This is a genomic window from Streptosporangium sp. NPDC050284, from assembly GCF_044459525.1.
In the GTDB taxonomy this organism is placed as follows: Bacteria; Actinomycetota; Actinomycetes; order Streptosporangiales; family Streptosporangiaceae; genus Streptosporangium.
The window spans coordinates 646,375-669,259 of record NZ_JBITIZ010000003.1 but is presented as its reverse complement, the minus strand read 5'-3'; the positions used below and the strand labels follow the sequence as shown (position 1 = coordinate 669,259).

At 69.1% G+C, this 22,885-nt stretch carries 20 protein-coding genes and 2 tRNA genes; 15 read left to right on the top strand and 7 right to left on the bottom strand.

Annotation, left to right across the window (positions count from 1 at the left end; translation table 11 throughout):
- Positions 1-10 precede the first annotated feature (10 nt).
- Positions 11-187 (bottom strand): MbtH family protein, encoded by a 177-nt coding sequence (locus ACIBH4_RS10720; RefSeq protein WP_350942859.1) that lies wholly within the window; start codon positions 185-187, stop codon positions 11-13.
- 5 nt (positions 188-192) lie between these two features.
- Entirely contained in the window at positions 193-3,276 is a 3,084-nt protein-coding gene (locus ACIBH4_RS10715) for an amino acid adenylation domain-containing protein (protein WP_362503832.1), read from the bottom strand.
- Between the two features lie 926 nt (positions 3,277-4,202).
- Here ACIBH4_RS10715 and ACIBH4_RS10710 point away from each other — a divergent pair.
- The 3 genes from ACIBH4_RS10710 (at position 4,203) to ACIBH4_RS10700 (ending at position 7,153) form a co-directional block, all read left to right on the top strand.
- Entirely contained in the window at positions 4,203-5,363 is a 1,161-nt protein-coding gene (locus tag ACIBH4_RS10710) for an argininosuccinate synthase domain-containing protein (protein ID WP_362503829.1), read from the top strand.
- Between the two features lie 81 nt (positions 5,364-5,444).
- Positions 5,445-6,428, top strand: a complete 984-nt coding sequence (locus tag ACIBH4_RS10705) for an aldo/keto reductase (protein ID WP_362503826.1) — start codon at positions 5,445-5,447, stop codon at positions 6,426-6,428.
- Positions 6,425-7,153, top strand: coding sequence for a sulfotransferase family protein (locus ACIBH4_RS10700; RefSeq protein WP_362764913.1), 729 nt, complete (start codon positions 6,425-6,427; stop codon positions 7,151-7,153). The genes ACIBH4_RS10705 and ACIBH4_RS10700 overlap by 4 nt, the downstream gene beginning before the upstream one ends.
- Positions 7,154-7,318: 165 nt before the next feature.
- On the opposite strand, the gene ACIBH4_RS10695 is transcribed toward ACIBH4_RS10700, so the two are convergent.
- On the bottom strand, positions 7,319-7,915 hold the full coding sequence (locus ACIBH4_RS10695) for a GNAT family N-acetyltransferase (RefSeq protein ID WP_362503820.1): 597 nt from the start codon (positions 7,913-7,915) through the stop codon (positions 7,319-7,321).
- Between the two features lie 222 nt (positions 7,916-8,137).
- Here ACIBH4_RS10695 and ACIBH4_RS10690 point away from each other — a divergent pair, with 222 nt between their 5' ends.
- The 4 genes from ACIBH4_RS10690 (at position 8,138) to ACIBH4_RS10675 (ending at position 11,603) form a co-directional block, all read left to right on the top strand.
- Positions 8,138-8,833 (top strand): class I SAM-dependent methyltransferase, encoded by a 696-nt coding sequence (locus tag ACIBH4_RS10690; protein ID WP_362503817.1) that lies wholly within the window; start codon positions 8,138-8,140, stop codon positions 8,831-8,833.
- Positions 8,834-8,993: 160 nt separating this feature from the next.
- A complete protein-coding gene (locus ACIBH4_RS10685; RefSeq protein WP_362764915.1) occupies positions 8,994-9,590 on the top strand; it encodes a DinB family protein in 597 nt (198 codons plus the stop codon).
- Positions 9,591-9,888: 298 nt separating this feature from the next.
- Positions 9,889-10,410 (top strand): SigE family RNA polymerase sigma factor, encoded by a 522-nt coding sequence (locus ACIBH4_RS10680; protein WP_362503811.1) that lies wholly within the window; start codon positions 9,889-9,891, stop codon positions 10,408-10,410.
- Entirely contained in the window at positions 10,407-11,603 is a 1,197-nt protein-coding gene (locus ACIBH4_RS10675; RefSeq protein ID WP_362503808.1) for a hypothetical protein, read from the top strand. The genes ACIBH4_RS10680 and ACIBH4_RS10675 overlap by 4 nt, the downstream gene beginning before the upstream one ends.
- 9 nt (positions 11,604-11,612) lie before the next feature.
- On the opposite strand, the gene ACIBH4_RS10670 is transcribed toward ACIBH4_RS10675, so the two are convergent.
- A complete protein-coding gene (locus ACIBH4_RS10670; RefSeq protein ID WP_362764918.1) occupies positions 11,613-12,872 on the bottom strand; it encodes a sigma-70 family RNA polymerase sigma factor in 1,260 nt (419 codons plus the stop codon).
- Between the two features lie 69 nt (positions 12,873-12,941).
- Positions 12,942-13,349: a YciI family protein gene (locus ACIBH4_RS10665; RefSeq protein WP_362503802.1), complete on the bottom strand. Its 408-nt coding sequence runs from the start codon at positions 13,347-13,349 to the stop codon at positions 12,942-12,944.
- A 263-nt stretch (positions 13,350-13,612) separates the two neighbouring features.
- Here ACIBH4_RS10665 and ACIBH4_RS10660 point away from each other — a divergent pair, with 263 nt between their 5' ends.
- Positions 13,613-14,671, top strand: coding sequence for an LLM class flavin-dependent oxidoreductase (locus tag ACIBH4_RS10660; RefSeq protein ID WP_362503799.1), 1,059 nt, complete (start codon positions 13,613-13,615; stop codon positions 14,669-14,671).
- Between the two features lie 32 nt (positions 14,672-14,703).
- Here the strand turns inward: ACIBH4_RS10660 and ACIBH4_RS10655 are convergent, their stop codons facing one another.
- Positions 14,704-15,015, bottom strand: a complete 312-nt coding sequence (locus tag ACIBH4_RS10655) for a hypothetical protein (RefSeq protein WP_362503796.1) — start codon at positions 15,013-15,015, stop codon at positions 14,704-14,706.
- Positions 15,016-15,125: 110 nt separating this feature from the next.
- Between ACIBH4_RS10655 and ACIBH4_RS10650 the strand changes: the two genes are divergently transcribed.
- On the top strand, positions 15,126-18,551 hold the full coding sequence (locus ACIBH4_RS10650; protein ID WP_362764921.1) for a BTAD domain-containing putative transcriptional regulator: 3,426 nt from the start codon (positions 15,126-15,128) through the stop codon (positions 18,549-18,551).
- 74 nt (positions 18,552-18,625) lie between these two features.
- Here the strand turns inward: ACIBH4_RS10650 and ACIBH4_RS10645 are convergent, their stop codons facing one another.
- Positions 18,626-19,267, bottom strand: a complete 642-nt coding sequence (locus ACIBH4_RS10645) for a hemerythrin domain-containing protein (RefSeq protein ID WP_362503790.1) — start codon at positions 19,265-19,267, stop codon at positions 18,626-18,628.
- Between the two features lie 275 nt (positions 19,268-19,542).
- On the opposite strand from ACIBH4_RS10645, the gene ACIBH4_RS10640 reads away from it, so the two are divergent.
- The 6 genes from ACIBH4_RS10640 to ACIBH4_RS10615 all read left to right on the top strand — a co-directional run bounded on the left by ACIBH4_RS10640 (position 19,543) and on the right by ACIBH4_RS10615 (position 22,874).
- Positions 19,543-19,615, top strand: a tRNA-Thr gene (locus tag ACIBH4_RS10640).
- Between the two features lie 213 nt (positions 19,616-19,828).
- Positions 19,829-19,902, top strand: a tRNA-Met gene (locus ACIBH4_RS10635).
- Between the two features lie 79 nt (positions 19,903-19,981).
- The gene (gene rpmG / locus ACIBH4_RS10630) at positions 19,982-20,146 is read left to right on the top strand and encodes a 50S ribosomal protein L33 (protein WP_030921771.1); all 165 of its coding nucleotides are present in this window, start codon (positions 19,982-19,984) and stop codon (positions 20,144-20,146) included.
- Positions 20,147-20,488: 342 nt separating this feature from the next.
- Positions 20,489-20,935, top strand: coding sequence for a MaoC family dehydratase N-terminal domain-containing protein (locus ACIBH4_RS10625; protein WP_350942876.1), 447 nt, complete (start codon positions 20,489-20,491; stop codon positions 20,933-20,935).
- A 1-nt stretch (position 20,936) separates the two neighbouring features.
- Positions 20,937-21,365 carry a MaoC family dehydratase gene (locus ACIBH4_RS10620; RefSeq protein ID WP_362764963.1) on the top strand — a complete coding sequence of 143 codons (429 nt, stop codon included), beginning with the start codon at positions 20,937-20,939 and terminating at the stop codon, positions 21,363-21,365.
- Between the two features lie 234 nt (positions 21,366-21,599).
- A complete protein-coding gene (locus ACIBH4_RS10615; protein ID WP_362764924.1) occupies positions 21,600-22,874 on the top strand; it encodes a glycosyltransferase family A protein in 1,275 nt (424 codons plus the stop codon).
- Positions 22,875-22,885 lie beyond the last annotated feature (11 nt).

Below are 22,885 nucleotides of genomic sequence, written 5' to 3'. Positions count from 1 at the left end.
TTCTCCTTCTTCACCGTCGCACGCTCAGCGGTCGCAGGTCGGTCCACACCCGCGCGATGTGTTCCAGGCACTCGCCCTTGTCGCCCTCGACCCCGGCCTCGCGCCAGCCGGGCGGGATCTCCCGGCCGGCGGGCCAGATCGAGTACTGCTCCTCGTGGTTGATCACCACGGCGAACTTCTCTTCCACAACGCCTACCTTTCTTGAGGTACGAAGGCGGAAATGTCGGTTAGTTGAGTGAGGTAGCGATCGAGCGTCCCGAGCCCGTCCACCGTCGGCCGCGCGAGCGAGGCCGCGTGCCGGTCGAACCGCCAGGTGTCGAAGTGCCGGGAGCAGTCGGTGAACATCCGGTCGAACTCGACCGGCGCCGCGTCACGGCCGGTGGCCGCGGGCGGCAACAGCAGGTGCAGCCCGGCGAGCCGCTCGTCGGGCTCGGCGATCGCCTCCAGGCGGTCGCGGAACTGCGCGTAGCCGACCCGGTCGAGCCCGCATCGGGCGGTGAGCACGTCGAACGCGTCGGCGAAGCGCAGCCTCGTCGGCCACAGCACGTGCATCGCGCCGTCGGGCACCTCGATGTCGCCGATCGCGGCGCCCGCCACGAACCGGCCGACCACGTCCACCGGCGTCACGTCGGTCTCGGCCTCCGTGGGGAACACGCATCCGGTGCGCGCGCACGCGTACAACAGGTTGTGTGCGAGTGAATCGGGGTTGGCCACGCCTGTCGTCCGGTGCGGCCAGACCTCACCGAGGCGGTACACCACCGAGCTGACGCCCTGGCGGTGCGCGTCGGCGAGCAGGTTCTCCGCGACGTACTTCGATCTGTTGTAGCCGTCTGCGGCGACCTGGTCCAGCACCGGGATCTGGTCCTCGGTGAAGCGCGAAGTGGCCTGCTCGGTGGGGGCGAAGATGCTCAGGGTGGACAGGGTGTGCAGGCGGGCACCGCTCGACGCGAGTTTGATGAGCTCCTGCACGCCGAGCACATTGGCCGGGCGGTGGTCCAGATAGCCGAACAGGAAGTTCACCGCGCCCGCGGCGTTGACGACACCGGACACGGCCGACGCGATCGCGTCGAAGCGCCACTGCGGCAGGCCGAGCAGCTCGCTGCCCAGGTCGCCGGGGACGACCTCGACCCGTCCGGCTCTGATCGCCGCCGGTAGCTGCTGCCAGGCGGAGGTGAGCCCGTACCGGTCGAGGGCCTCGGTCAGCCGCCGGGCGCCTTCCGAGGGGTCGGAGCTGCGTACCAGGCAGATCAGCTCGACGTCGGAGCGCGTCAGCAACTCGGCGAAGATGTGCGCCCCGATGAACCCGGTCGCGCCGGTGAGCAACAGTGTCCGGGGCGGACGCCACGTCAGGTCGTGCTTGATGTAGGCGAGTTCGGCGCTGTCGTCGTCGACGCCCTCGGCCAGCCGCGCGGCCTGTGCGCGCACGGTCGACTCGACGAGCAGGTCCCTGGGCCGCACCGGCCTGCCCAGCCGCTCACTGACGGCGGTGGTGAGCCGGTAGGCGCTCAGCGAGGTGCCCCCGTAGTCGGAGAAGGGGACGACCACCGAGACCTGTTCCCGTTCAAGCACCTCGCGCCATGCCGAACAGAGCAGCTCCTCCATCGGGCTGGCCGGCGGCTCGATCCGCTCGGCCGGGCCTTCCTGCCGTGCCGTCTCGGCCACGATGAGCGCGGCCAGCGCCTTGCGGTCCGCCTTGCCGTTGCGGTTGAGCGGGAGCGCGTCGAGCACCACGATCTGGTGCGGGACCTGCTCGGCCGGTAGTTTCTCCGCCGCGTACGCGCGAAGTCGCTCCGCGGAGGGTGTCTCGTCCGGCGACCGTGGCGTGACGCAACCGACCAGGGCGGCCTCGGGGGCCTCGCCGAGCACGACCGCCATCGCGTCGCCGACGAGCGGATGGCCGGCGAGGGCCGATGAGACGTCGCCGAGTTCCACCCGTACCCCACCGATCTTGACCTGCTCGTCGAGCCGGCCGTTGAAGTGCAGCAGCCCGTCCTCGCCGACCCGCGCCAGGTCGCCCGTCCGGTACAGCCTTTCGCCGGGGATCTCCGGGAACGGGTTGGCCACGAGCACCCGCGCGGTGCGCTCGGGATCGTTGAGGTAGCCCGCTCCGACACACTCGCCGCCGAGGTACAGCTCGCCGGGGGTGTTCTTGGGGAGGGGCCTGAGATCCTCGTCGAGGACGATCGCGGCGGTGTTGTCGATGGGGCGCCCGAGCGGGATCCGGTCGACGTCGGCGTCCGTGACGTCGTGGAACACCGACCCGATCGAACACTCCGTCGGCCCGAACGTGTTGGTGACCTTGAGGTCGGGCAGCAGCGCGCGCAGCCGGTGCACCACGGCGGGGCCGGCCGTCTCCCCGCCGATCAGCATGCGGCGCAGGCTCGACGTCGCGGCGCGCAGATCCTCGCGCGCCTCCAGCAGGGAGACGAACGCCGTGAGCACGGAGGGGACGAAGTCGGTCATCGTGACGCCGTAGCGGCCGATGGTCACCGCGGTCTCCTCAAGGTCGAGGATCCCGTCGCGGTCCGGCAGCACGACCTGCCCACCCGATGTCAGCGGCCACAACACCTGCCACATCGAGGAGTCGAACGTGGACCGGCTGTTCTGCAGCGTCACGTGGCCGGCACCGTCACCGAACCGGCGCGACATCGCGGTCAACCTGTTGACCAGGCCGCGGTGGTGGTTGAGCGCGCACTTGGGCATGCCCGTCGAGCCGGAGGTGTAGAACCCGTAGATCAGGTCTTCCGGCCCGGGTGCACGGTCGGCGGGCGGCGGTTCCAGGTCGGCCGGATCACGCGGTGGTTTCGAGCAGTCGACAATTACCGTCGGAATGGATAATTGCAGTTCGGTGATCGTCTCCACCGTCGTCGGCGACACCAGGACGGCGGGTGGCGAGAGTTCGGCGATGATCGCCCTGAGCCGGTCCATCGGCCAGGAGGGATCCAGCGGAACGAACGCCGAGCCTGTTTTCATCACCCCGAGGAGCGCGGCCGGGAATTCGCGTCCTTCCGCTATCAGCACGGGTATCAAATGTCGTGTCAGTACGCCGTTGCCGATCAGTCGATTGGCCGTTGTGTTGGCCGCGGCGTCGAGGGCGGCGTAGCTCATCGTCATGTCCCGATAGCGAATTGCGGGACGGTCCGGTGTGTTCTCCCGATGCTCGTGGAACAGGTCGAGAACTGTGCTTTGCCGGGGGAACGCATGCTGCGGCCCCAATGATAAGTGAACGGCGGTTCGGGCATCTTCAATCAAGTGCGTCTGCTGATGGCTTGACATCGTGCTTCCATGGTCTCGGCTGGCAACAGGTCCTTTGTCAGGCAGATCGGTCACTATTCAGATAGGTGGGCTTCAGGTGGCCGGGGCCGATTCTCGGCGAGCGTCACAAGGGTGGCGAAGGGGTGTTCGCCGCGTTTTTCTGTAGCGTCCGGCGACTGCCCGAATCTCGATCGGATATGCGAAGGCGACAGGCATTCGTTTCATGACGGCCCGTGCGTGCGGTGACCACGCGTTTCCTCCCAACGCCAGGTGATCTGGGTGCTGCACAAAATATTAAGTAACCGTCTTTAACTAATTTACGGGTTACTTCCATAGTGGGACACCTGCTCCGGATTCGCAAGCTCGGACGTCGCTGTGGCCGACCTGAAGCGGCTGTGAACTGGGGAGATGAACGCATGGTCAACGTGGAGCGGCGACGGGCATCCGAGCCCCCTTCGTCGTGGCGGCTTCGCATCCCATCCGAATCGGTGACGACACAAATGCTGATTCCGGATGCGCGGTCCGACCACCCGGAATGCGGAACAAAAGGCTCCGGCGCCGGTGTGACAGGAAGTCGTCGTCCAGAGGGGGTGTGAAAGGCATGCCCGTCCGTACCCGACCCGATGCCCGCTAATCCCTCAATCGCGGTTTTCTGTCGGATTCGCTCGAAAATTGACGATGACCAGCGGAGAACCAAAGAATGATCAATGCGACATCGTGGTCGATGAATGGCGACGGGCAATCCGGAGCACCTCGCGGTGGCCTTGGGCGACTTGGCTGAATGGCCTGTAAGGACGTCCGTAAAGATCGCTTAGGCGCCGCCGGGAGTCGACGCCGAGTTCGTCAACCCGTGAAGAGTGAAGGATTGTCGTGCATGGGTAGTGTGGATGAGGTCAGCTTATTGATCATTGCGTCGCATCTCGCCCGGCGGGATAAAGGAGGAGGCTGTGGAGCAGGTCAGCGGCAACACGCGGGTCGGATTATTCCAATCGGGAGGGCTCTCGTCCCTCGCCGTCGGAGTCTGGCTTCGCGAGATATCCACGCCGACGAGGCACTATCTCGCCGATATCGGTCAATCAGATATCACGAATATGGACGCACTCGTTTCTTCTCTGCGAAGTTTCGGGGACGAGGTCGTCGTTATGGATTTACGATCACCGATGGCCTCCATGGCGTCGGACCTGCTGCGCTACAGCGCCCGTCACGACGGCGGCTACTGGAATACGACCGGCGCGTCCCGCTTCGTGCTCGTCAACGAGGTCCTGCCGAGGATGCGGGCGGACGGATTCCGGACGTTCGTCCACGGCTGTGTCGGCGGCGGCAACGACCAGCGCCGGTTCGCGCGCTACGGCACCCAGGTCGCCCCGGAGATGTCCGTCGTCGAGCCGTGGACGAGCCCGCGGGCGCTGGAGAGGTTCCCCGATCGCGACGCGATGCTCGCGGCGGTCACCGAGCACGGGCTGCACCTCGACCATGGCAGCGGAGCCGACCGGTCCACCGACGCCAACCTCGCCGGCATCTCGCACGAGTCGGCCGAGCTGGAAGACCTGGAAACGCCGGTCACCCGCCTTCGGCCGCGGTGGAGCCGGTGGCCGGGGGAGACCTCCGCCGAGCCCGAGACCGTCACCGTCGTCTTCCACGAAGGACGCGTCGTCGACGTCGACGGCAGCGGACCCGACCCGGTCCAGTGGATGACGCGGGCCAACGAGATCGGGTCACGGCACGGCGTCTGGCTTCGTGACGTGGTCGAACGGCGCATCATCGGCACGGTCTGCCGGGGCGTCTACGAGGCGCCCGGCCTGGAGTTGCTCGAACGCGCGTGGACCCGCGTCCTGCAGGCCGGCCTCGACGCGGCCGGCCGCGAACTCTACGACCGGCTGGCGGGCGTTCTGGGCGCCGCGCTGTACGAGGCACGGTGGCTCGACCCCGCCGCGTACGCGGCGCGGGACGCGATCGACCGGCTCGTCGGCGAGCTCGGCGGCAGCGTGACCCTCTCCGTCCACCGCGGCGTCGTCAGGGTCGAGCGGATGAAGGCGGCCGGTCACGTGGTGCAGCAGACACGGTTCGGCTCGGGCGGCAACCGCTGGAGCGAGGTGGTCGCCGTCTGAACGAGCCGTCTGAACGAGCCATCTGAACGAGCTGTCTGAACGAGCTGTCTGAACGAGCCGTCTGGATGAAAGGAGGAGGCGATGCGTGAGCGTCGATTCGGTCGACTGGGCTGGATGGTCGGCGACGTCGGCTACGGAATGTGGGGCATAGCCGGAGGTGAGGGCGGATGGACCGGTGCCGACGGCGAGACGGGCGACACCGCGTTGGACGAGGCCGTGCGGCTCGGGTGCGACTTCTTCGACACCGCCTGGATCTACGGCCGCGGGGAAAGCGAGAGGATGCTCGGGGAGTTGGTGAGGAGGCACCCGGAGCGCCGCCTCCGCATCGCGACCAAGCCCCCGCCGAAGAATCGCGAGTGGCCGTCCACCCGGGACTCCAAGCTGTCCGACGTGTATCCACCGGATTATCTCTGGGAGTGTCTGCACCGCAGCCTCGAAGGGCTGGGCACCCCGTCCGTCGACCTGTTCCAGTTCCATGTCTGGGAGGACGCCTGGGCACACGACGCGGCCTGGCAGGAAGCCGTCATCGAGATGAAGGAACGCGGGCTGATCAAAGGCGTCGGCATCAGCGTCAACCGCTGGGAACCCTGGAACGTACTGGAGACCCTGAAGACCGGGCTGATCGACGCGGTACAGGTCATCTACAACATCTTCGATCAGGCCCCGGAAGACGAACTCTTCCCGGCATGCCGTGAGCTGGACGTGGCGGTGATCGCGCGGGTGCCCTTCGACGAGGGCACGCTCACCGGCACCCTCACCCGCGACACCCGCTGGCCGGAAGGCGACTGGCGCAACACCTACTTCGTACCGGAGAACCTCGCCGCGAGTGTGGAGCGCGCCGAACGGCTGGCGCGGATCGTGCCCGAGGGCATGACCATGCCCGAGCTCGCCCTGCGCTTCATCCTGCAGAACCCCGACGTCACCACCGTCATCCCCGGCATGCGCAAGCCCGCCCACGTACGGGCCAACATCGCCGCCGGCGACGCCGAACCCCTGGGTGAGGAACTGATGGCGCGGTTGCGTGAACACCGCTGGGACCGCCGGCCCACCGCGTGGTCGCAATGAGCGCCGCGTCGAAGCCCATCGTGTTGTGGGCCGTGCCTCGATCCCGGTCCACGGCGTTCCTGCGCATCATGCTCGAACGCGGCGACCTTGAAGTGGCCCACGAGCCGTTCTCGTACCTCCAGTCGGACGGCCACTTCGAGTTCGCGGGCAGGCGCGCCACGTCGGCGATCGAGCTGCTCGACGCGATGCTCGAGGTGAACGCCGAGGGGCGGCGGGTGTTCGCCAAGGACACCTCCGACTACACCTACACCCCGCTGTTCGAGGACGAGCGCCTGTTCGGCGACGTGATCAACACCTTCATGATCAGGGAACCGCGGAGCGCGATCTCCTCGCACTACGCCATCAACCCCGAGGCCACCCTGGAGGAGTACGGATTCGAATACCTGTACGCCATCTTCGACGCCGTGCGGTCGGCGACCGGTGAGATCCCCCTGGTGATCGACGGCGACGACCTGGTGGCCAGTCCGGAGGCGACGGTCCGGGCGTACTGCGAGCGGGTCGGGCTGGAGTTCATGCCCGAGGCGATGTGCTGGGACCTCGGTCAGCAGGCGAACTGGCAGCGCACGAACCGGTGGCACGCGGAGGTGGCCGAGAGCAGCGGGCTCGTGGCCAAGGCGCCCGAGCGGCGTGAGACGCCCGACACCAACGAGCACCTGCGCCGCGTCGCCGAGTATCACCAACCGTTCTACGACGAACTCGCGCGCCACCGCCTCACCTGCGGGTAGGGCCGGGGAGCGGTGACGTGCCGGTGTCGTGACGCGAGCGCGTGCCACCGTCCTACCGGCCGGTGGCAGAGGGCGGTGACGTGCCGGTAGGTCGTGACGCGGGCGTGCGTCCTGCTCCGCTGGACGCAGGAGAGGGATTCACCGGTCGACCGATCATGCGGGGCGTCACCCCAGCTTCCGCCGCATGATCGGCCGATCGTCGCGGGGGCGGGCCACCTCGGAGAATCCGGCGTCGAGGAAGGCGCTCGCTATTCCCGTCATCGCCGTGTCCGCACCCGCGCGCCTCCCTTCGCGAGGCTCGACCGGATAGCCCTCGGCGACCTCGTAACCCGCGGAGGCCGCGTAGTCGCAGACGGCATCCAGAACGGCCGGCAGCAGCCCGGAGCCACGATGCTTCTTCTGCACGTAGACGCACGCGATCGCGCAGACCGGCTCGTCGTCGACGCTCGCGAGGAGCGGCGAGCGCTCCAGTCGCGGGAACGACGAACGCGGCCCGAGCGAGCACCATGCCACCGGCGTGTCGTTTTCGTAGACGACCACACCGGGGGCCGGGTCACCCTGGGCGAGACGACTCATCGCCTTCTTGTTCCCCTCGCCCTTTCCTTCTGTCCACTCCGCGATGGACAGCCGCCAGTGCATGCACCAGCACCCGCGGGCACCTCCGTTGCTCCCGAGAACCGTCTCGAAATCGCTCCAGGTCTTCTTGGACAGCTCTTTGACGGTGAGGGGGCCGGACGCTTTCCGATCGCTACGGGTGGTCATCTCGAATCCTCCGACTGGTGTTGAAGGCTTGACGTACGTGAGCCTTTCCTGGTGCGTACCTCCGAATGCGAATAACTGTTATAGCGTTTTTACAGGTTACTATAGATGGGATGTGAGCTTGGGGACGAGGGCTGTCGACGCCGACTTCGTGTCGCCCGGATCACCGCCACGACGATGGAAATTCGTTCGCGGATGAACGGCCGTCGTCGCCATGATGTGTCGATGCCTCAGCAGACCGCGTACCACGACGCGCTCGGTGACTACTTCGCCGGGCACGCCGACATCAGCCCATACAACGCCTACACCGATCGGCCCGCGATGCTGGAACTCGCGGGTGACGTCGCCGGTGCGAGGGTCCTCGACGTCGGCTGCGGAGGCGGGCACTACGCCGCCGACCTGCTGGCGCGGGGCGCCGAGGTGGTCGGTGTCGACGGCAGCGCCACGCTGCTGGAGCACGCGCGGGCACGGGTGGGCGAGCGGGCCGAGCTGCGGCTGCACGACCTGGAGGAGCCGCTGGGCTTCGCCGACGACGCGTCGTTCGACGGCGCCGTGTGCGCGCTGGTTTTCCACCACATCACTCGTCGCGCGCAGCTGCTGGGTGAGTTGCGCCGCGTGCTGCGGCCCGGCGGATGGCTGCTGGTCTCGACGACCCATCCGACGGCCGACTGGCGCCACTTCGGCGGCTCGTACTACGCCGACGACTGGGTCGAGCTTCCCCTCAAAGGAAGCTCGTTCTCCATCCGCTACCAGCGCATGCCGCTGGAGACGTTCCTGAGTGAGCTGCTGGCCGCCGGATTCGTCCTGGAACGGCTCGTCGAGCCGCGCCCGGTACCCGGCTTGCGAGAGATCGACGAGGCCACCTACGACAAACTGCACCGGACGCCGTCTTTTCTCTCCGTCAGGCTGACCCGTCCCTGACGTACGGGCGGCGGAGCCCCGGTCGACGGGGAGAGCGGGGCGCACAGGTACGGCGTGGCCCAGGACGGCGAGGTGACAGGGGCCTGTCCGGAAATGTCGGGGCGCCCCGGGCTGCTGTCAGCGCCGGAGTGGAAGGATGTCCGCTATGACGGAATCGGGGATGAAGTCGGACCTCCACCGCTACCTGCGGACCGCCCGAGAAGCCCTGCTGTGGAAGCTCGACGGGCTCTCGGAGTACGACATCCGCCGCCCGCTGACGCCGACCGGTACGAACCTGCTGGGACTGGTCAAACATGTGGCCAGCGTTGAGCTCGGATACTTCGGCGAGACTTTCGGACGGCCGTCCGTGGAGCCACTTCCCTGGTTCGAAGACGGAGCCGAACCCAACGCGGACATGTGGGCGACCGCCGATGAATCGCGCGAAGAGATCGTCGGGCTGTATCACCGCGTGTGGACGCACGCGGACGCGACGATCGAGGCACTGACGCTGGACGCGATCGGCCGGGTGCCGTGGTGGCCGGATGACCGGAGTCAGGTGACACTGCACCGGATCCTGATACACATGATCGCCGAGACGAACCGCCACGCCGGACACGCCGACATCGTCCGGGAGATCATCGACGGAGCCGTCGGACTGAGTAAGAACAGCGATGCCATGGCACTGGGTGACCAGGGATGGTGGGAGGGCTACCGAGACCGGCTGGAGCATGTCGCGCGGGAGGTCGGCGGGGGAGCCGAGTCTTCGGTGCGGCCCTAGAAACCCGGGCGCCCGGCTACGTCATAGGTCAGCGGCTCGATACCGCCGTCCCCGCGGAGCGCATTCCCCGATCCCGTGATCGCGACGGCAACGGGGATCCCGGTGAGGGCCGTAGCGCAGCAGCGAGACGGCGAGATCGGGGCGGGCGGCGGCCCAGACGTCAACCTCCGGGGCACCTCAGCCATTTCAGACCGTCATGACCACGGCGACACGCTCGGAGGCGACCCGAAGCCACATCCAGGCGGGACCGAACCTTTCGACGTGTCACCGGCGTCGGTAACGGTTGAGAGGAGTCGCCTTGGACCGCAATGACAGCTTCCGCGGGTTCGTCGCCGACCATCAGCAGGCGCTGATGCGTACCGCCTACCTGCTCACGGGAGACGCCCACCAGGCCGAGGACCTGCTGCAGAGTGTCCTGCTCAAGGTGCTCGGACGCTGGTCCAGGCTGTCGCGCGTCGAACGCCCCGACGCGTACGCGCGTAAGGCGCTGCTGAACCAGTACATCTCGTGGCGGCGGCGCCCGGTCAGGAGCGAGTTCCCGACCGCCGACCCACCTGACCGGCCCTACTCGGGCGAGGACTCCACCATCGTGCGGCTCGTCATGCGTCAGGCTCTCATGCGGCTGCCACCCCGGCAGCGGGCGGTGATCGTACTGCGCTACTACGAGGACAGGACCGAACGTGAGACAGCCGAACTGCTGAACTGCTCGATCGGAACGGTGAAGAGTCAGGCCCACTACGCGCTGGCCCGCTTACGCGAACTCGCGCCCGACCTGGCGCCCAAGCTCGCCGACCTGGAAACCGAGGAGGCCTACCGATGACCTGGCTGCGGAACGTGCTCGTCGACCTGGCCGAAGAGTCTCCACAGGTGGACCTGGCAGAACGCACGATCGCGATGCGTGAGCGCAGGCGGCGTACGGTGATCTCGCTCCTCGCGGCGGCCACGGTCGTGGGCATCGCTCTCGGTACGACGGCCACCATCCGGCTGCTGCCTGACGAGCCACAGGAGATCGCCTCCAAGGGTGACCTGCCCGCGCGGGGGGTGGGACCACTGAGCCACGCGTACAAGACCTTCTGCGAACCGGCCACCGGGAAGAAGCCGTCGGATTGCCGGGACGGAGGCTGGCGGGTGGTCACCCGGAGCGGCAAGACCTACCACGTGCAGGAGGCGCTGCCCAGCCTCGCCCCCGGCCGCACCGGCCTGCGCGACAGCCCTCTGGCGATCAGCCGGGACGGTCGGAAGATCGCCTACTACAGCGCCGAGGAAGGCACCTTCCAGGTCCGCGATCTGGCCTCGGGCCAGAAGACGACGGCTGCGAGCAAGGTGCCGACGGCCTGGCTGGGAACCATCTCGCGTTTGATGCTGTCGGATGACGGGCGGTTCGTGGCGTTCAGCAAGGCCCCGGAGTTCAAGGATCCCGCGCTGCTCATCGATATGCGTGACGGCGTCGTCCGCGAGTTGCCGAACCGCTGGGTCCCCATCGGCCTGTCAGGGGACGGCGCCACCATCACGCTCGCGGAGTACTCGCCCAGATCACAGCTACGGACGATCTCGAACCTGTGGCCGAGCTCTTCGAAGGGCGACTCCACATTGGTCATCCTGCCGGTGGACTACATCTTCAGCCCGCTCGCCCCCGACGGGAAGACCGTCGCGGTGATCGAGAACCGCGGTACCGTCGAGAAGCCATGCCGTCATGGCGACCTCACTCTGATGGACACGCTCACCGGCAAGAAGCGGAAGAAGACCGTGATCAGCGGCCTGCCCTCCGATGTCTCCCAGATCTCGCTGCGCACCTGGCTCAGCGCAGAGGAGGTCACGGTTCTAACCGGGTCCGTACGGTGCAGGCCGCTGTCCGAGGTGCCGGACGACGAGCCTGCGGTGATCGACCCGCCGTACAGGACCATGACCGCCTACGCGGTGAACGTCAGGACCGGCAAGGCCAGGAAGCTCGCCACGTACAGAGCGCAGGGCTTCTTCGAAATCGTCCTCCCGGGTCCTCCCGGGGCGCTGTGACCCCCGGTCTCACGTCATGGGCTGCTCCGGGGTGGTGAGTCTGGCGGCGCGGGTGGTGAGGTAGTCGCGTTCCGGGGCGCTCGTGGTGCGACTCGCCGCCGCGCGGTAGTCGTCGAGGGCCGCCCGCCGGTCACCGGCCATCTCCAGGAGGTGGGCCCGTGCCGTGTAGAAGCGGTGGTGGTCGGCCAGGCGGTCGTCGGCGCCGAGTGTCCTGAGCATGTCGAGGCCGATTTCTGGGCCGTGCGCCATGGCGGCGGCGACCGCGCGGTTGAGGGAGACCATGGGGTTGTCGGACATGCGTTCCAGCAGGCCGTACAGTGCCAGGATCTGCGGCCAGTCGGTCTCCTCGGCCGTCGCCGCCTCGTCGTGGACCGCGGCGATCGCCGCCTGGAGCTGGTAGGGGCCGACCGCGCCCCTGGCCAGGGTGGCGGTGATGAGCGCGACGCCCTCGGCGACGGCGGCGCCGTTCCACAGGCTCCTGTCCTGCTCCGCGAGAGGGATCGGGGTGCCGCCGGGGTCGGTACGGGCGGGACGCCGGGCGTCGGTGAGCAGCATCAGCGCGAGGAGCCCGGCCACCTCGCAGTCGTCGGGGAGCAGGTCGTGGGCCATCCTGGTGAGCCGGATCGCCTCGCGCGACAGCTCAACGCGCTGCAGGTCGGGGCCGGCGCTGCTGGCGTAGCCCTCGTTGAAGACGAGGTAGAGCACGTGCAGCACCGAGCCGAGCCGTCGCGCCCTTTCCTGGGAAGCCGGCATGCGGAACGGGATCCCCGAGGCCTTGATGCGCTGCTTGGCCCGGCTGATCCGCTGCGCCATGGTCGACTCGGGCACCATGAACGCCCTGGCGATCTCGGCCGTGGTCAGGCCGCCCACGGACCGCAGGGTGAGGGCGATCGCCGACGCCGGGGTGAGCGCCGGGTGGCAGCACAGGAACAGGGTGGTGAGCGTGTCGTCCCGGTCCGTCTCGTACGCGTCGTCCGCCGACGGAGCGGTCCGCCGGTCGGAGGACTCCCGGGTGGCGACCAGCTCCTCCCGGCGGCGCCGCGCCTGCTCGTTGCGTACCTGCTCGGTCATCCGGCGGTACGCGACCTGGATGAGCCATCCGCGCGGGTTGGCGGGGACGCCCTCGTCCGGCCACTGGGCCGCGGCGTCGATCAGCGCCTCCTGGACCGCGTCCTCGGCGGCGGCGAAGTCTCCGAACCGCCGGGTGAGCACGCCGACGACCTGCGGCACCAGCGGGCGCAGCAGGTCGTCGACGGCAGGGCTATCCAACGGTCACAACCCCTTGGAGGCCGGGCTGTCCGGTGGTCACAGTCCTTCGGGGACCGGGCTGTCCAGCGGTCACAGCTCCTCGGAGGGAGGGGCCGACATCACCTGGCGCAGCTCTATCGGCATGTTCAGCGGCTTGCCGCCGGGGCCGGGGGCCGCCGAGACGTAGGCGGCGAGGTCGATCGCCCGCTCGGGGCTTTCGCAGTCGACGATCCAGTAACCGACCAGGAACTCCTTCGTCTCGGGGAACGGGCCGTCCGTGATGACGGCCGCGCCGCCCTCCCCGGCCCGTACGATCTTGGCCTGGTCGGGGGCCGCGAGCCCCTGGGCGTCCACGAACTCCCCGGCCTCGACGAGCTTCCTGTTCGTGTCGTGCATGAACTGGATGTGGGCCTGTACGTCTTCGACGGGCCAGGTGTCGATCGGCGGCACCGCGTCCTGCATCTGCCCGCTGAACTGCATCAACATCATGTACTTCATGCCATCGCTCCTCACGTTCGAGCGTCCTCCTCGACGCTCTCACCCACAGGTAGAAGCAGGCGACCGTGTTCTCGACATTCTGGCCGACATTCGGCGAAAGAAAGTTCCCGCCACGGCGCCGGAGTGCGAAGTGCCAGGTCAGGGGCAGGGCGGGCGTGCCGGAATTCTCACCCCGGTGCCGTGGTTTCGTCTACTGCCCGTGCCGGTGAGAGCCTTGAGAGGCTGTTGAGAGGTGGTTGGGAAACCGTTGGGAAAGAGGGATCATGGTCGCACCGCTTGAGTTCGCGATCGACACGTTCGGGGACGTCACCGCCGACGCGGACGGAAGCCGGCTGCCGTACGCGCAGGTGATCCGCAACGTCGTCGAGGAGGCGGTGCTCGCCGACAGCGTGGGGATCGACGCCATCGGCGTCGGGGAGCACCACCGGGACGACTTCGCGATCTCGGCGCCGGAGATCGTGCTGGCGACGATCGCCGGTCGCACCGAACGCATCCGCCTCGGCACCGCGGTGACCGTGCTCAGCTCGGATGACCCGGTACGGGTCTTCGAGAAGTTCGCGACCCTGGACGCGGTGTCCCAGGGCCGCGCGGAGATCATTCTCGGCCGTGGCTCGTTCACGGAGTCGTTTCCGCTGTTCGGTTTCGACCTGGCCCAGTACGAGGAGTTGTTCGAGGAGAAGCTCGACCTGCTCTCCCATCTCCTGGAGGAGGGCCCCGTCACGTGGCAGGGCCGGCTCCGTGCCGGGCTGAAGGACCAGCACGTGTATCCGAAGACGGAGTCCGGCCGGCTGCGCACCTGGATCGGCGTCGGCGGCAGCCCCCAGTCCGTGGTGCGCGCGGCGAGTTACCGGATGCCGCTCATGCTCGCGATCATCGGCGGTGCGCCGGCGCGTTTCGCGCCGTACGTCGACCTGTACCACCGCGCCCTCGCCCAGTTGGAGGTTGAGCGGTTGCCGGTCGGTGTGCACTCGCCGGGCCACATCGCCGAGACCGACCGGCAGGCCCGCGAAGAACTCTGGCCGCACTATCGGGCGCTGCACGACCGCATCGGCCGTGAGCGCGGCTGGGGTCCCACGACCCGGGACGGTTTCGAGACGGAGGCCGATGAGGGCTCGCTCTACGTCGGATCGCCCGAGACGGTGGCCGCGAAGATCGCGAAGACCGTGAGCACGCTCGGCGTCAACCGTTTCGAGCTCAAGTACAGCTCGGGGACGCTCGCGCACGAGAAGCTGATGAACACGATCCGCCTCTACGGCGAGGAGGTCGTGCCGCGGGTGAGGGGGCTTCTGGCCAAGACCTCGGCGGCGGCTCCGACCGGGTGAGCCGGGAGGCGCGACCGTCACCGCGGGGGATCTCATCCGCCGATCGCGGCCCACAGGGTGTCGAACTCCTGGGAGGTCAGGGCGTTCAGGCCGAAGTCGCCGGGATAGATCGGCCCTTCGGCCAGGAAGCCGTGCTCGTCCTCGATGTGGCGCCATGAGTATGTGCGGGCGATGCCGTCCGAGCCAAGCTCGGCGTGTCTCACGGGCCAGTACTCCCCGCCGCTGTCGATGACGGTCTCGAACAGCCACACGTGGCCGTCGCCGTCCACCCCGTGCCAGTACAGGTGTGGCCGGTCGCTCTCGTCGAGCGCCCGGATCGTGTCCCTGCGGCGGTCCTGCGACATCGTGCTCCCCGGTGTTCGTCAGAAGGCTGAGTGTTCGGTGTTCGTCCAAGGCGAGGAAGGGCTCGGGGCTTGCCAAAAGCAGCCGAAGGGCGCATACCCTGCCTTTTGTTATGTTGCGTGTTCTTGGTCCGCTCCAGGCGGAGATCAACGGCCGTACGGTGGACCTCGGCACCTCCCGGCAGCGGGCCGTGGTGGCCAGGCTCGTCGCGGCGGGCGGGCACGTGGTCTCCACCGATCGTTTCATCGATGACCTGTGGCGCGGGCAACCGCCGCCGAAGGCGCTGGCCGCGCTCCAGGTCTACGTGTCCAACCTGCGGCGGGTGCTCGAACCCGGACGGCTGCCGCGCACGCCCGCCACGGTGCTGGTCAGCGCCGTACCGGGCTACCGCCTGCGGCTGGATCCCGATCAGGTGGACGCCTGGCTCTTCCCCCGCCTGGTCGAGGCCGCCGGGGCCGCGCTCGCCGAGGGGGACGGGGCACGGGCACTGGAGACGGTGGACCGGGCGCTCGGGTTCTGGCAGGGACCCGCGTACGGGGAGTTCGTCGGCGACGAGTGGGCGGAGCCCGAGGCCGCGCGGCTCGAAGAGCTGCGGCTCGTCGCCGTGGAGCACAGGGCGGAGGCGCTGCTGGCGCTCGGTCGCAACGCGGAGGTCGAGCTTGAGCGGCACGTCCGCGCCCACCCGCTCAGGGAGAACGCGGTACGGCTGCTCGCCCTCGCCTACTACCGGGCAGGGCGGCAGGCCGACGCCCTGGGCGCGATCAGGAGGGCACGCGAGACCCTCGCCGACGAGCTGGGAATCGACCCGGGCCCCGCGCTGCGCGCGGTGGAGGCCGACATCCTGGCCCACGCCGACTCCCTGAACCGGACGAAGGCGCCCGTCCGCGTACGGACGCCGCTCTCGGATGCCGCGGGGAACGGGGTGAGGGGGCCGGGTCAGGGGGGTCGGGGACGGCCGGGGCCGGACCTGGCGGGGCATGATCGCGACCCGAACCACGACCGGGATCGGGAGTTCGACCGAGGCCGGGACGGGGACAGGGGCCAGGAGCACGACAGGGGCCGTGACGGGGGAGAAGACCGTGCCCTCGGCGCCCTCGACGACCTCGACGACCCCGTTTCCAGTCTTGTGGGCCGTACCGAGGAACTGGCGGCGTTGGAAACGGTCGCGCGAGGGGGCGGGGTGCGCACGGTGTGGCTGGGCGGCGATCCGGGAGCGGGTAAGAGCACCCTGGCCACCGCGTTCGCCCGGCGGCTCGCGGAGCGCGGCTGGCTGACCGCGACCGGGCAGTGCCCGGAGACCGACGGTGGGGCGCCACCCGCGTGGGCGTGGAGCGAGGTGCTGCGCGCCCTGGCCGCGGAACGGCCGCCGGAGAGTGATCTGGCGGTCCGGCTGGCACCGCTGCTGGACGACGACGCCCCGCCCGCGGGACCGTTCCTGCTGGCTCGTGCGGTGGGGGACTACCTCTCCCGGGCCGTCGGGCGCGGCACCCGGCTGCTGGTGGTCATGGAGGACGTGCACCGGGCCGACAGCGAGACGCTCCAGCTTCTGCGCCACCTCGCCACGGGGGGCGCGGAGGCGGACATCTTGATCGTCGCGACCTACCGGCCCACCGAGGCCGTCGAGCACCTGGGGGCGACCTGGGCGGCCCTGGCCGGGCGTGACACCCACAGGATCGACCTGGGCGGGCTCGGCGACGAGGACGTGGCACTGCTGCTGCGCGAGCGCTCGGGGCGGGAGGTGGACGCGGTGACCGCGCGGACCGTGGCCGAGCGGACCGGCGGCAACCCGCTGTTCGTCTGCGAGACCGCGCGGCTGATCACCACGGACGGTACCTCGGCCGCCCGCGCGCTGCCCCCGGGCGTGCGCGACCTGATCCGTCGCAGGATCGCCAGGTTGCCCGCGACGGCCCAGCGGATCCTGCGGGACGCGGCCGTCGTCGGGAGGGACGTCGACGTCGACGTGCTGCTCACCCTGGAGGGCGCCGAGGAGGACGCCGCCCTCGAAGCGCTGGAGGCGGGCGTGGTGACCGGGCTGCTGACCGAGCCCGCCCCCGGACGGGTGCGCTTCGCCCACGTGCTCGTCAGGGAGACCCTCTACGAGGACACGCCCGTACTGCGCCGTACCCGGCTGCACGGCAGGGTCGTCGGCGCGCTGGAGCGGGTCAGACCGGGGGAGGTCACCGCGCTGGGCCACCACGCGCTCGCCGCGGCCACCCCGGCCTCGGCGGGGCGGGCGGTGCCCTACGCCAGGGCGGCGGCCGAGCAGGCGAGGGGGATGCACTCCTATCGGGAGGCGGGGGCGTTCTACCGGGGAGCGCTGGAGCACGTCGACGACGACGCGCTCCGGCTCGACCTGCTCTGCTCGCTGGTGGCCGTACAGGCGCACGAGGGCGACGTACTGGCCGCCAGGGAGAACCGCGAGCGGGCCGTCGCCCTCGCGCGGCGGCTGGGCGGCGGTCTGAACCGGGCGTTGACCGCGTACGACGCGCCGGTGACCTGGTCGATCCAGCCGGGCCGCCACGTGGACCAGCCGCTCGTCGACGCGCTGGTGGAGGCGCTGGACGGCGCCGACGACGAGACCCGCTGCCGGCTGCTGGCCACGCTCGTCTTCGAGCTGGAGGGGCACGACGACGAGCGCTGCCGGGCCTACAGCGCCGAGGCGGTCGAGATCGCCAGACGACTGGGGCGTACGGACCTCGTCTGCCTGGCGCTCAACGCCCGTTACTTCGTGCTGCTGACCCCCGACCGCCGCGACGAGCTGGAGGTCGTGGCCCGTGAGCTGGTCGAGCTCGGCGACCGCGCGGGACTGCCCGGGTACGCGATGCAGGGACACCACGCCCTGTTCATGGTCAGCCTGGGCCGCTGCGACCTCGCGGCCGCCAGGCACCACGCGGACCGCGCCCTGGAGCACTCCACCACCGGCCAGCTCGGTCTCGCGCTGGGTGTGCTGTCCATGCTCGACACGCTGATCCTGCTGATCAAGGGTGACTTCGAGGGCGCGGAGCGGTCCTACCTGGCCATCGCCGACCGCATGATGGCCGCCGGAGGGGCGAACGCCCACATCATCGGGCCCATCGGCCGGTTCGCGGCGCGGCTGGCGGGCGGCCTGCCGCAGGACATCCCCGAGCTGCTGGCGCTGCATGCGCTCGTTCCCGAGGGGATGTCGGACATCCTGGTCAGGGCACTGGCCGCCGAAGGGCGCGTCGCAGAGGCGCGGACGTACTGGCAGCCCGACCAGGAGCCCCGCCTGGACTACTACTGGCTCCTCTGGCAGGGCCTGCGCGGGGAGAACGCGATCGCGCTGGGCGACCGGCGGGCGGCCGAGCACTGCTACGAGGTCCTGCTGCCCTGGGACGGTGAGCCGGCCGGGATGCACTCGGGATCGATCACCCTCGGGCCGGTCGCCCAGATCCTGGGCGACCTGGCCGTCTTTCTCGGCCGGGACGCGACCGCACACCACGAGCGGGCGGTGGCCGTCGCGGAGAGGGTCGGATCACCGCACTGGGCGCGCAGGGCCGCCGAGGCGCTTGGGCGGTGAGAATCCGGATCAAGGAGACGCGCCGAGGGGCCGGGACGAGGAGGTGCGGTGAGGATCCGGGGTGAGGATCCGGATCAGGAGACGGCGAGAGGGCCGAAGATCAGCCGCTGCCGCCGCCGGTGGCCCCGCCGGAACAGGGAGAGCATCACCGTCAGCGGGGGACCTGCGAGCTTGCGCAGCCGGGCCATCTCGTCGGGCTCGGCGTACTGCTCCATCCTCGGCAGGTCGATCCTGACGTTCCCGCCCTTGCGGACCTCCGTCTCGACCCGGTGCCAGTCTGCGACGGACACGTACTTCCTGATGATCGGGAAGAGCAGCCGCTCCTCCTCCGTGATGTGCTCGTCGAGCATGTCGGCGAGCCGGGTGAGGGACTTGGCGAGCGCGGAGGCGTCGCCGGTCGAGGCGAACGCGGCGGCCTGGCCCTCGATCTCGGCCAGCAGCGGGTCGAGGTCGGCGTGGTCGTCGCTCAGGTCGCGCAGGTCCACCTCGGCTCCGGCGGACCGTTCGAGGACGGGCCAGAGCACCTTGTCCTCCATCGTGTGGTGGTGGTGGATGCCCCGGTTCAGTGTCGTGATGAAATCGGCGATGGCGCGGGCACGGGTCTGGTCGGCCGACTGCCGGCCCTCGGCCAGCTGGGTGGCGAGCGTGGCGAGGCGGCGGACGTCACCGCGCATCGCGCGGTGGGTGATCTGGAATCCCAGAAGTTCCGGGGTCATGTCGAGGGCTCCTCGGTCGGTGCGGGCTGCTTACCCGACCACGATGCGACGGTCCTCTTATGGGCTACTTGGTAGTCACTTGGTGGCGAACCGTGGCCTTCCGGCACGCCCGTTTCCCCGGGTTCCCGGGCGGGATTCGAGGGGGTGGGCCGAAGGTCGGGCGGGGTTCGTCGCGGGGAGCGTGTGGTGGTCCGGACGGACCTCTATTGATTTCGCATCCCGCTGCGGAGCCGTGTATGGTTACACCTGTCCGCAAGCGAGAGCGACACGGACAGGCCCCTTTAGCTCAGTCGGCAGAGCGTCTCCATGGTAAGGAGAAGGTCTACGGTTCGATTCCGTAAAGGGGCTCAACAGCCTAAAGGCCCTAACCTTCCGGTTAGGGCTTTCGGCTTGGTTGGCCTTAAAGCAGGCGCAAAGGCGAGCCAGAAAACACTCAAGGTTCCTGACACGCGAGCGGGCATACTGGGGCAACCCAGAAGAGATCGCCCTGACCTGCACAAGTACGCAGGCACTCTGCGGGTCGGGTATCCTTGCGGGGTCGGTCGATTTCGTCGGCCTCAAGGCGGAGTAGCTCAGCCAGGCAGAGCAAACGGCTCATAATCGTTGTGTCGCCGGTTCAAGTCCGGCCTCCGCTACTACCCACAGGGGCTTCTCCCACCAGAGAAGTCCTGTCGTGGGTTGTCCACTGTCCAGAACGTAGAAAGGCACTCCCAAGTGGCTGCCACCGACGTTAGGCCGAAGATCACGCTGGCCTGCCAGGAGTGCAAGCACCGCAACTACATCACGCGGAAGAACCGGCGTAACGACCCGGATCGGCTTGAGCTGAAGAAGTACTGCCCCAACTGCAAGACGCACCAGGCGCACCGCGAGACTCGCTAGTCTGCGCGAAGCCTTCCGCCGTAGGCGGGAGATGAGTGCTTCATCGGCACGCACACACTCCACGAAAACCGGCGTCCTCCAACGAGGCGCCGGTTTGTCGTATCCGTACAGTTTTCTCGCACGGGCGTTGACCACGGAAGAGAGACGGCGGGAGGGCGAGCCGGGCTAGGTTTGCCGGTGGCACACTTCCAGGTGGTCACCCGGGGTCCAGGCGGCCCCCGAGGGCATGCTTTGGAATCTTGTTCTGTTAGTGTCTCGGTTCCACTCCGGTCTCCGGACCGGTCTCATCGCGGCAACCCGCCGGTGTTGGCCCCAGCAGTTCGGTATCCGCAAAGGAGCACGATGGCTCTGAACCGTGACTTCGTCGGGCGGGCGTCCGCGCCCTCCTCGCCGTACGAGGTCAGTCGCGTGAAGATCAAAGAGTTCGCGACGGCGATCGGGGACGACAACCCGATCTACCGGGACAGGGAGGCGGCCCAGGCCGCCGGGCACCCCGACGTGATCGCGCCGCCGACCTTCCCCATCGTGTTCAGCCTGGTCGGAGGGACGATCCTGACCGACCCCGAGCTCGGCCTGAACCTCGCCATGGTGGTCCACGGCGAGCAGCGCTTCGAGTACCGGCGGCCGATCCACGCCGGGGACGAGCTGGTGAGCGTCTCCACCGTGACCGACATCCGCAGCGTCGGCCGCAACGAGCTGATCACCGTCAAGAGCGACGTCAGCACCGTCGACGGTGAGCCCGTGTGCACGACCTACAACACCATCGTCGAGCGTGGAGGGGCGGGCTGACATGGCCGCGACGGTCAAGTACGACGAGGTCGAGGCGGGGCAGCAGATCCCGCCCGCCGAATACACGGTGCGCCGCGCCAGCCTGGTGATGTACGCCGGGGCCTCGGGCGACTTCAACCCCATCCACTGGAACGAGCGCTTCGCCAAGACCGTCGGGCTCCCCGACGTCATCGCGCACGGCATGTTCACCATGGCGCAGGGCGGCCGGTTCGTCACCGACTGGGCGGGCGACCCCGGCGCGGTCGTCGACTACGGGGTGCGCTTCTCCTCGATGGTGGTCGTCCCCGACGACGAGCAGGGTGCCGTCATCACGGTGAGCGGGCTCATCGAGGAGAAACTTGAGGACAAGCGCGTGGTGGTCGCCCTGACCGCGAAGTCCAACGGCTCCCGGGTCCTTTCCAAGGCCCGCGCGGTGGTCCAGCTGTCGTAGGCGCCCCGTCACGGGCGCCGGTCTCGCCCTGCATGGCATGGCCGGTCTCATACGGCACGGCGCGGCTCCGCCCGGGATTCACCGGATGCGGTCCGCGCCGGTTCGGGACGCGGCTCATCGGCTCGTGACGGTTCGGCTCGTGACGGTTCGGCTCGTGACGGTTCGGTCCGTGGTTCACGGCATGCTCCTGGGCAGGGGCCGAATCTTCTTGCTGTCGCGGGGTAGCTCCCCAGCATGAGCGAAGTACCTCCTAACGTGACCGGCCTCGCCGAGCGGCGGGCCAAGGCGCGAGCCGAGCGGGACCACGCCACCGCCGACGCGCTCCGTGACGAGATCAGAAGCGAGGGCTGGCTCGTCCGGGACACCGCCGACGGCTTCGAGCTCATCCCCTCTCCCTCCTTCGAGGTGTGGCCCACGGTGGGTTCCCTGCCCGAAGGGGCGGCTCGGGACGGTTCGGCCGGGGAGCCGGACGCCGCCACGACCGAGGGACGGGGTAGCGCCGGAGATGCCGGGGACGCCGAGGACGTCAAGGACGCCGCGGGGCGGGAAGACTCCGCGGATCCGAGGCGGGTCGCCGAGGCCGCCGATCCCGGACACCACCCCGGCCGGCTCGGCGACCTGGACGCCGAGCGGATCGCCGAGACCGAGGCGGCGCCCCAGCAGAGGCCCGAGGGGGCGGAACTGGTCGGCCGGACCGACGATCTCGGCGGCCATCCCGAGCGGATGGTCTCCTCCCAGCTGCTGTGGGACGCCAGCCTGTCGATCTCCCGGCTCGACGAGTCGATCGCTCCGCCGGCCAACGCCGAGGAGCCGCAGGAGGCGCGGCCGACGGTGACCGTCGCGCTGCTCGTCGACGGCCACCCCGACGAGCTGCGCGAGTGCGTACGCGCCCTGGTCGCCCGTACGGAGGCGAGGATTCTCGCCCTCGACCTGGGAAACCTGGACGGCGCGGGAGAGGTCCTGGGGGAGCTGGCGGAGGAGTTTCCCCGCAGGGTGGAGTCCTGGCACGTGGCCGAGTCGCCGCACTGGAGGGGAGGCTCCGCGGGATGGGGTGAGAGCCGGGACAAGCTGTTGCGTCTCGACACCTCGGACGTGCACGTCGTGATGGACACCTCCGTGATCCTGGAGGGCGACGCCGTCACCCCGCTGGTCAAGGCGCTGGACGACGATGTGACCGCGGCCGGGTGGAAGGGCGTGAACCCTCGCGAGGACGACAAGGAGTGGCTGGAGGCCGAGCCGGGCGAGGTCCGGGGGCTGCTCGGTCACCTGTTCGCGATCAGGCGTGACACCGCGCTCGCCGCCGGAGGTTTCCCCGCCGACGCCCGCTACTACCGCAACGCCGACCTGGAGTTCTCACTCAGGCTGCCCGGTACGCTCGTCGCCCTGGGAAAGGATCTTCCGGTCCGTCAGGAGCGGCACCGCCGCGAAGACGGCGCGGACCCCGAATATCGCGACAGGGAGTCCCGCCGGACCTATGACCGGGTGCTGAAGCTGCTGCGCTCCCCGTAGGCTGGTCGCGG